Source organism: Anaerosporobacter sp. (genome assembly GCF_031551385.1).
In the GTDB taxonomy this organism is placed as follows: domain Bacteria; phylum Bacillota; class Clostridia; order Lachnospirales; family Lachnospiraceae; genus Anaerosporobacter.
On record NZ_JAVBNS010000254.1, the window covers coordinates 1 to 9,330 of the forward strand.

General features: G+C 35.3%; 9 protein-coding genes. All 9 read left to right on the top strand.

Features of this window, described 5'->3' with window-relative positions; all coding sequences use genetic code 11:
* Positions 1 to 1,204, top strand: a 1,204-nt coding sequence (gene rsmB / locus RMR19_RS19030) for a 16S rRNA (cytosine(967)-C(5))-methyltransferase RsmB (RefSeq protein WP_310605084.1), incomplete at its 5' end; no start/stop codon positions are given.
* Positions 1,205 to 1,287: 83 nt separating this feature from the next.
* On the top strand, positions 1,288 to 2,331 hold the full coding sequence (rlmN, locus tag RMR19_RS19035) for a 23S rRNA (adenine(2503)-C(2))-methyltransferase RlmN (RefSeq protein WP_310605085.1): 1,044 nt from the start codon (positions 1,288 to 1,290) through the stop codon (positions 2,329 to 2,331).
* Between the two features lie 15 nt (positions 2,332 to 2,346).
* Positions 2,347 to 3,069, top strand: coding sequence for a Stp1/IreP family PP2C-type Ser/Thr phosphatase (locus RMR19_RS19040; protein ID WP_310605086.1), 723 nt, complete (start codon positions 2,347 to 2,349; stop codon positions 3,067 to 3,069).
* Between the two features lie 15 nt (positions 3,070 to 3,084).
* On the top strand, positions 3,085 to 5,220 hold the full coding sequence (gene pknB / locus RMR19_RS19045; RefSeq protein WP_310605087.1) for a Stk1 family PASTA domain-containing Ser/Thr kinase: 2,136 nt from the start codon (positions 3,085 to 3,087) through the stop codon (positions 5,218 to 5,220).
* Entirely contained in the window at positions 5,220 to 6,098 is an 879-nt protein-coding gene (gene rsgA, locus RMR19_RS19050) for a ribosome small subunit-dependent GTPase A (protein WP_310605088.1), read from the top strand. Before pknB ends, rsgA begins: the two co-directional genes overlap by 1 nt.
* 37 nt (positions 6,099 to 6,135) lie before the next feature.
* On the top strand, positions 6,136 to 6,786 hold the full coding sequence (rpe, locus tag RMR19_RS19055) for a ribulose-phosphate 3-epimerase (protein ID WP_310605089.1): 651 nt from the start codon (positions 6,136 to 6,138) through the stop codon (positions 6,784 to 6,786).
* A 22-nt stretch (positions 6,787 to 6,808) separates the two neighbouring features.
* A complete protein-coding gene (locus RMR19_RS19060) occupies positions 6,809 to 7,471 on the top strand; it encodes a thiamine diphosphokinase (protein ID WP_310605090.1) in 663 nt (220 codons plus the stop codon).
* Between the two features lie 44 nt (positions 7,472 to 7,515).
* Positions 7,516 to 8,613, top strand: a complete 1,098-nt coding sequence (ychF, locus tag RMR19_RS19065) for a redox-regulated ATPase YchF (protein ID WP_310605091.1) — start codon at positions 7,516 to 7,518, stop codon at positions 8,611 to 8,613.
* A gap of 46 nt (positions 8,614 to 8,659) precedes the next feature.
* Positions 8,660 to 9,330: prolipoprotein diacylglyceryl transferase (gene lgt / locus RMR19_RS19070; protein WP_310605092.1), on the top strand; the 671-nt coding region annotated here is incomplete at its 3' end.

Here is a 9,330-nt window from a genome sequence, read left to right on the forward strand (position 1 = left end):
AGAGAGAATGATAGAGATGGATTATATTATCAATCAATTCTCAAAAGTTAAAGTGAATAAACAAAAACCTGTAATTCGAAATATTTTACGATTAGGTGTTTATCAAATCAAATACATGAATCAAGTACCAGTAAGTGCGGCGTGTAATGAGTCGGTAAAACTAGCAACAAAGAAAGGGTTTCATAACCTTAAAGGATTTGTTAATGGTGTTCTTAGAACGATTAGTAGAGAACTTGATCAAATCACGTATCCAGATAAATCGAAAGAGCCGATATTATATCTTAGTGTCACGTATTCAATGCCTGAATGGATTATACGAAATTGGCTAGAAGAATTCTCGTTTGACAAGATTGAGAAGATGTTGGAAGTTTCATTATCGGAACGAGAAACGACAATCCGTTGCAATACGAATAAGACAACGATAGAGGAATTAAGAAAAGGTCTTGAAGAACAAGGAGTACTTGTAAGTGACGGAGCTTATGTAGGGGAAGCACTTCGTATAGCAGAATATGATTCTATTCAAAGGCTGTATGGATTCGGTGATGGTTTATTTCAAGTACAAGATGAAAGCTCTATGATGGTTGCACATGCGGCAGGAATAAAAGAAAATGCTGTTGTTGTAGATGTGTGTGCAGCGCCAGGAGGAAAGAGTCTTCATGTAGCACAACTACTAAATGGAACTGGAAATGTTATTGCTTGTGATTTAACAGAATACAAAGTAGATTTAATTAAGCAGAATGTAGAACGTCTAGGATTTACAAATGTAGAACCAAGAGTGCAAGATGCATTACAATTAGATGAGACGTTAATTGGTAAAGCAGATGTTGTGATAGCAGATTTACCTTGTTCTGGGCTTGGCGTAATTGGTAAGAAAAACGATATCAAATACAATATTACACCAGAGAAACAAAAGGAACTTGCACAACTTCAAAGAGATATCCTAAGCGTTATCTGGCAATATGTAAAAAAAGGCGGAATCTTAGTTTATAGTACATGTACAGTGAATAAGGAAGAAAACCTTAATAATGTAAAGTGGTTTGTAGATAACTATGATTTTGAATTGCAATCGCTTGAAAATTATTTGCCTGAGAGATTTGTAAAACAAGAAGGAAAAGATAGCACGGTAGCGAATGGTTATGTTAATTTCATACCAGGAATATATAATACAGATGGATTTTTCTTGGCAAGACTAGTAAGAAAGTAATGATTTAAAAATAGAGTTGATTTGCAAGGGAAACTAAAATTGCTAAGAATGAACAGGAATGAATCGGAAGGTGATAACATAGTATGGATAAGCGTGATTTAAAATCCATGAATTTTGAACAAGTTAAAATAGTAATGGAAGAGCTAGGAGAAAAAACATTTCGTGCGAAACAGATCTATGAGTGGATGCATAAGAAATTAGTGAATAGTTTTGATGAGATGACGAATCTATCGAAGGCGTTAAGAGATAAATTAGAAGAGAATTTTGAACTAACTTCCTTGCATGTTGTAGATAAAAGAGAATCAGTAAAAGATGGAACGTGTAAATTTTTGTTCGAACTTTCTGATAACCGAGTGATTGAAAGTGTTTTAATGAAATACAAACATGGAAATTCAGTTTGTATTTCATCACAAGTAGGATGTAGAATGGGGTGTCGGTTTTGTGCCTCTACCCTTGGCGGACTAGAGAGAAACTTAACTCCGGCAGAGATGCTAGATCAGATCTATAAAATTCAGCAGATATCGGGAGAACGGGTTTCGAATGTAGTGCTTATGGGAACAGGAGAACCACTTGATAATTACGATCATGTGTTGCAGTTTCTTTCATTATTAACAGATGAGAATGGATTGAATATTAGTCAAAGAAACATTACAGTATCGACATGTGGTCTTGTGAATCGCATTAGAGAACTTGCGGAAGAAGAGTTGCAGATTACATTAGCAATTTCCTTGCATGCGCCCAATGATACGATTCGTAAAGAAATTATGCCGATTGCGAATAAGTATACAATTAAAGAGATTATAGAAGCTGTTACATTCTATTATAATAAAACAGGAAGACGTATTTCGTTTGAGTATAGTTTAGTAGAAGGTGTAAATGACAGTGAGGCAAATGCAAAGGAATTAATTCAAGTAGTAAAGGGGTTAAATTGTCATGTGAATTTGATTCCTGTAAATCCAATTAAGGAAAGAGATTTCAAGCAAACGCAGATGCAGTTTGTGCAAAATTTCAAAAATATACTTGAAAAAAATAGAATTAATGTTACTATTAGAAGAGAAATGGGCTCGGATATTGACGCAGCCTGTGGACAGCTCAGAAAAAGTTACATGGATGAGCACACTAGTTAATAAGGAGGTAACGCCATGGAATCATTTTCTATTACAGATATCGGTGTAAAACGTAAGATGAATCAGGACTATGTTTTTTGTGAACAGAATCCAGTTGGCAGCCTTCCCAATTTATTTATAGTTGCTGACGGCATGGGAGGACATAGCGCAGGAGATTTTGCATCTCGGTTTAGTGTGGAAAAGGTTGTTGAGTATATACGAAATAGCAAGTTGACATCACCTATTAGACTTTTTGAAGAAGCGATTAAGAATACGAATACGCTACTTTTAAAAGAAGCAAAAGATAATCCTAATTTAGAAGGTATGGGGACGACATTTGTAGCTGCAACAATTATTGATGAAGTTTTATATGTTGCCAATATTGGAGACTCTCGCTTATATATAGTACATGATGATATAAAACAAATTACCAGAGATCATTCTCTTGTAGAAGAGATGATTAAAAATGGTGAGATAAGTAAGAGTGAAGCGAGAGTTCATCCGAATAAAAATATAATCACTAGGGCGTTGGGTGCGAATAGTGGGGCAATTCCTGATTTCTTCGAAGTTGCTTTGAAGGAAGAAGATATAATACTAATCTGTTCTGATGGTTTAACGAATATGATTGATGATACAGAGCTTTTTGAAATCGTAGAATCAAGAAAAGATAGAATCAAAAGTGCAGTTAGAGCTTTAATTGAGAAAGCAAATGAATATGGTGGCAAAGATAATATTACAGCAATCGTTGTAAAACCATAATAGAGAGGTGAAAGAATGATTAGACCAGGAATGTTTATTAGCGACAGATATGAAATTATAGAAAAGGTCGGAGCAGGGGGAATGGCTGATGTTTACAAAGCAAAATGTCATCGCCTAAACCGTAATGTCGCAATAAAAGTTTTAAAACCTGAATATAGTGATGACCAAACATTTGTCTCAAAATTCAGAGGAGAAGCACAATCTGCTGCGGGATTATCCCATCCGAATATAGTGAATGTATATGACGTAGGAGACGATGGAAACCTACATTATATTGTAATGGAATTGGTAGAAGGCATTACATTAAAGAGTTTTATTGAAAGAAAAGATAAACTAGAGATAAAAGAAGCTGTAGGTATCGCAATTCAAATTGCGCAAGGTATGGAAGCAGCACATATGAATCATATTATTCATAGAGACATTAAGCCTCAGAACATAATTATTTCACGTGAAGGAAAAGTAAAGGTGACAGACTTTGGTATTGCAAAGGCTGCTTCATCGAATACGATTACTTCTAATGCAATGGGTTCCGTACATTATATCTCACCAGAACAAGCAAGAGGCGGCTACAGCGATGAAAAGAGTGATATCTATTCTTTAGGTGTTACTTTATACGAGATGCTATGTGGTAAAGTTCCATTCGAAGGAGATAATGCAGTGTCTGTAGCATTGCTTCATATTCAAGGGGAAGCGACACCACTAAGACAACTTGATCCAACAATTCCGCCAAGTCTTGATAAAATTGTACAGAAATGTATGCAGAAAAAACCAGAGCGTCGCTATCTAAGTGCATCTGAATTAATTCAAGATTTAAAACGTTCTTTAGCGAATCCGAATGGTGAATTTGTTAAGATGGCACCAGTTGCTGCTATGGACTCGCCAACGATTAGTCTTACACCAGAACAAGTTGGAGAGATTAGAGAAGCATCGGCACATTCGAATATGAACAATACAAATCATAGAAGTGTGAATAATTATGATGAGTCAAACGATGAGAATCAATTGTACGAGTCGGAAGACGCGGATTCAGATGATGAAAAAGATGTGGATCCTAAATTAGAGAAATTCATTATTGCAGGTTCTGTAACTGTTGTAATTATTTTGGGTATTGTAATTATTGCTATAGTAGGGAAAGGTTTTGGACTATTCAAATCTAATTCAGGAAGTAAATTGCCAAATAGTAATACGACAAATGAAAGTACACTTCCAGAAGAAGACACAAAAGAAGAGGATAACAAAGACGAGGAAACTTCGACTAAAACAATTGTTCCTGATTTGAAAGGCAAGTCGTTAGAAGAAGCAATTGCATTGCTAAAAGCTGCAGACTTGAGTTCTAGAAATGATTTCAAAGCGTCAGATGTAATTCCAGAAAACTATATCATTGAGCAAAGTGTTGTAGCAGGAGAAGAAGTTGATAAGAACACTGAAATTACACTTGTTGTAAGTACAGGAGTGGAATCGAATCAACTACGTAATGTGGCAGGCTTGACGCTTGAACAAGCTGACACCGTTCTTAAGAACGATCAAGAGCTTAAAGTAGTACATGAATACGAATATAGTGATACGGTAGCAGAAAACCTAGTTGTACGTACTTCGCCAGAAGCTGGTTCTGAAGTGAAAAAAGGTGATACAATAACCGTTTATATCAGTAAAGGAAAAGAAATAAAATACGTTAAAGTTCCAGATTTAAGTAACTATACGCAGTCACAAGCAGAAGATATCTTGAAAGCAAATGGTCTTGGAAAAGGAAAAGTTAGCACAAGTAATTCCGATACTTATGCACAGGGTACAGTAATGGAACAATCTTACTCACCAAATACAGAAGTAGAAGAGGGAACAAAGATTGACTTTACGGTAAGTCTTGGACCAAAAGTGGAAGTAATAGAGTATATCTATACAGCAAAAGTAACAATGAGCAGTAATCCGTTTGCAGATGAGATGGAAGATGGTGTTGTTTCTATTGATATTTACTATGATGATGATTCAAACAATCCAATTATGGATGCCTTTAAGCAGACATTATCGTTTGCAGATTTTCCAAAGACGGTAACATTAAAAGGTACGAAGGAAGGTTCTGCAACAGTAATATTCTATTTAGATGGTGAAGAATTCGGTGAAGTTGATGTAGTATTTAAGAAGGTAGCTAAATAATGCAGGGAAAAATTATTAAAGGTATAGCAGGTTTTTATTACATTCATGTACCCTCAAAAGGGGTATATGAATGTAAAGCGAAAGGAATCTTTCGTAATCAAAAGATTAAGCCACTTGTTGGCGATAATGTAGAGATTGAAGAACTAGATGAAGATAAGAAACTAGGTAATATTGTAGCAATATTACCTAGAATGAATGAGTTGATTCGTCCGGCGGTTGCGAATATTGACCAAGCGCTTGTTATCTTTGCGGCTGCAAGTCCAAATCCGAATTTGAATTTATTGGATCGATTCTTGATTATGATGAATAAACAAGATGTAGAGACGTATGTGTGTTTTAATAAGCAGGATATTGTTACAGAGAAAGAGCAAGAGTTGTTAAAAGAGACATACCATCTTGGTGGATATCATGTTCTTTTTACAAGTGCATTGCAAGGGGAAGGAATACAGCAGATTCAAGATATCGTTAAGAGTAAAACGACTGTTCTTGCAGGACCTTCTGGAGTAGGAAAGTCCTCTATTATTAATTCGCTAATACCTACGGCACAGATGGAAGTCGGTTGTATTAGTGAAAAGATTAAGCGAGGAAAACATACAACGAGACACTCGGAATTGTTTGCGATAGATGATGATTCCTTTATATTTGACACACCAGGATTCAGTTCATTATATATTGATAATTTTGAAAAAGAGGAATTGAAATCGTATTTTCCGGAATTTCTTCCATATGAAGATGGTTGCAGGTTTCAAGGATGTGCTCATATCAATGAGCCACAATGTGCTGTAAAACAAGCTTTACAGGAGAATAAGATAAGTAAAACAAGATATGAAAATTATCTATTATTATACAATGAATTAAAAGATAAGAAAAAATACTAGGAAGCATATTCCGAAAGAAAGAGGCATGGTTATTTTTATGAACAAGTTATCACCGTCAATTCTTGCGGCAGATTTTTCGAAATTAGGCGAAGAAGTAGAAGCAATTGATTTAGCAGGCGCAGAGTATATTCATATTGATGTTATGGATGGAATGTTTGTGCCAAGTATTTCGTTTGGTATACCAGTGATGCAATCGTTACGCGGCAAGACAAGCCGTGTTTTTGACGTGCATTTAATGATTGAAGAACCTAGTCGATATATTCAATCTTTTGTAGAGGCAGGAGCAGATATTATTACGGTTCATTATGAGGCGTGTAAACATCTTCACAGTACGATTCAAAAGATTAAAGAGTATGGAAAGAAAGCTTGTGTAGCATTAAATCCAGCGACACCAATAGAAGTTCTTGAGTATGTACTTGATGAACTTGATATGGTGCTCATAATGAGTGTGAATCCTGGGTTTGGCGGACAAAAATTCATTCCATTTTCTTTGAATAAAATCGAAAAACTCCGTCAACTAATAAACGATAGAGGTTTGAATATTGATATTGAAGTAGATGGTGGAGTGAATCTAGATAATGTAGAAGAGATTGTGAAAGCCGGAGCGAATATCATCGTTGCTGGTACAGCAGTTTTTTCTGGTGATAAAGCAAACAATGTGAAGACATTTAATGAGAAGATGAAGTAGAGTAACCAAAGCAGGTGTATAGATGAAAACATTAATTATTACTGGAGGAACGATAGAAACGGATTTTGTTAAGACTTACCTAGAGACAGAGAGTTTTGATATGGTAATTGCGGCAGACCACGGACTTGAGATGGCAAAATTATTAGATATTCCTGTTAATTATATCCTTGGTGATTTTGATTCTTTGAATCCGTCTATACTACAAGAGGTAAAAAATCGAATTGTAAACGAAAACACAGATATGGTATTGAAGGAATTTCCTCCAGAAAAGGATTATACAGATACGCATTTGGCAATTGTTACAGCGATAGAAGTTGGTGCAACATCCGTAACAATTCTTGGTGCAACAGGAACAAGAATTGATCATGTGTTTGCAAATGTAAATTTGTTATCAATTTTTTTAGAGCATCAGATTACAGCAAAGATTGTGGATTCCCATAATCAAATCTATGTTATTGATACAGATACGTATCTAAGTAAAGAGAACGTCCATGGAAAATATATATCCCTTATCCCGTATACGGACTCTGTGACAGGAGTAACATTGACTGGTTTCAAATATCCTTTACACAATGCAACGTTAGTAAAGGGCGAGAGTATTGGTATCAGTAATGAGCTTCTTGAAGAGAAAGGGATTATACATTTGAAGGAAGGAATTCTTATGGTAATAGAATCAAGAGATTGATGTTAAGAATAAAAAATGTTTGAAAGATAGAAAAGGAGACACAAATGAAATTAGGAATCGTAGGTTTACCAAACGTAGGGAAGAGTACATTATTTAACTCATTAACAAAAGCAGGGGCAGAATCAGCAAACTATCCATTCTGTACAATTGACCCAAATGTAGGTATTGTGCCTGTACCAGATGAGAGATTAAATGTTCTTTCTGCTATGTATAGTTCTCAAAGGATTCTTCCGGCAGTTGTAGAATTTGTTGATATTGCAGGTCTTGTAAAAGGAGCATCGAAAGGAGAAGGTTTAGGAAACCAATTCTTATCTAATATTCGTGAAGTAGATGCAATTGTACATGTTGTTCGTTGTTTTGAAGATACAAACGTAATCCATGTAGATGGAAATGTTGACCCACTTCGTGATATCGAGACAATTAATCTTGAATTAATATTCTCGGATATCGAAGTACTTGATAGAAGATTTTCAAGAGCTTCAAAAGGTGCTAAGAATGATAAAACACTTGCGAAAGAAGTAGAATTAATCAAGCGATTAAAAGAATTCTTAGAAGAAGGAAAACTTGCAAAAGGCTTTGAAGCTGATGATGACGAAGAAAAAGATTTGATTGAATCATATAATCTATTGACATATAAGCCAGTTATCTATGCTTCGAATGTTAATGAAGATGATCTTGCTACAGATGGTGCAGATAATGAAATGGTAGCAAAAGTTAGAGAATTTGCAAAAAGTGAAGATTCAGAAGTATTTGTTATCTGTGCGCAAATTGAACAGGAAATTGCAGAACTTGATGATGAAGAAAAGAAAGAATTTTTAGAAGATTTGGGATTAAAAGAGTCGGGACTTGAGAAACTAATTCATGCAAGTTATGCAATCCTAGGTTTGATCAGTTATATTACAGCAGGAGAGCAAGAAACACGTGCCTGGACAATTACAAAAGGAATGAAAGCACCTCAAGCTGCTGGTAAGATTCATACAGATTTTGAAAGAGGATTCATTCGTGCAGAAATTGTTAGTTATGACAATCTTGTAGCTTCTGGAAGCTATAATGCAGCGAAAGATAAAGGACTCGTTCGTTCAGAAGGTAAAGAATATGTTGTACAAGATGGAGATGTAATATTATTCCGTTTTAATGTATAGGAAATAATAGGATGAACATCATCTTGCGCTGAAAGGATATGATGAAATGCTATTAGATGCAAGCATACGGTTTCCTAAGTTTGGAATAGAAATTGAGAACTTAGGTACTGAAATTAATTTGTTTGGCATTCCGATTGCGTATTATGGAATAATTATTGCATTAGGAATGTTGGCGGGATTTTGGTTGGTAGAATGGCAAGCACAGAGAACAAAGCAGAATAAGGAAATGTATCTTGATTTTGCTTTATATGCAATTATTGTTTCTGTCATTGGTGCAAGGATTTATTACGTGATATTTGCTTTTGATGAATTCAAAGATAATCTTTGGAGTGTTTTTAATCTACGTGGTGGTGGACTTGCAATCTACGGTGGCATCATAGCGGGTGCTCTTACGGCATATGTGTTTGCAAGAGTTAAGAAGGTATCTTTTACATTGCTTGCAGATACGAGTTGTGTTGGATTACTGATAGGACAAATTATTGGTAGATGGGGAAACTTCTTCAATAGAGAGGCATTCGGAGGATACTGTGATGGAATTTTTGCTATGCAGATTAATAAAGCAGAAGTAGCAGCACCAAATATTACTACGGATTTGATGAATCATCTTGTTGTGATAGATGGAGTGGAATATATTCAGGTACATCCGACATTTTTGTATGAATCCTTATGGAACGTAGCTTTGCTAGTGATTATATTGCTGTATACGAATCACAAGAA

Bases quoted from the DNA above. Each gene is read 5' to 3' on its own strand.
- rlmN (WP_310605085.1), top strand. From the start codon at position 1,288: ATGGATAAGCGTGATTTAAAATCCATGAATTTTGAACAAGTTAAAATA.
- RMR19_RS19040 (WP_310605086.1), top strand. From the start codon at position 2,347: ATGGAATCATTTTCTATTACAGATATCGGTGTAAAACGTAAGATGAAT.
- pknB (WP_310605087.1), top strand. From the start codon at position 3,085: ATGATTAGACCAGGAATGTTTATTAGCGACAGATATGAAATTATAGAA.
- rsgA (WP_310605088.1), top strand. From the start codon at position 5,220: ATGCAGGGAAAAATTATTAAAGGTATAGCAGGTTTTTATTACATTCAT.
- rpe (WP_310605089.1), top strand. From the start codon at position 6,136: ATGAACAAGTTATCACCGTCAATTCTTGCGGCAGATTTTTCGAAATTA.
- RMR19_RS19060 (WP_310605090.1), top strand. From the start codon at position 6,809: ATGAAAACATTAATTATTACTGGAGGAACGATAGAAACGGATTTTGTT.
- ychF (WP_310605091.1), top strand. From the start codon at position 7,516: ATGAAATTAGGAATCGTAGGTTTACCAAACGTAGGGAAGAGTACATTA.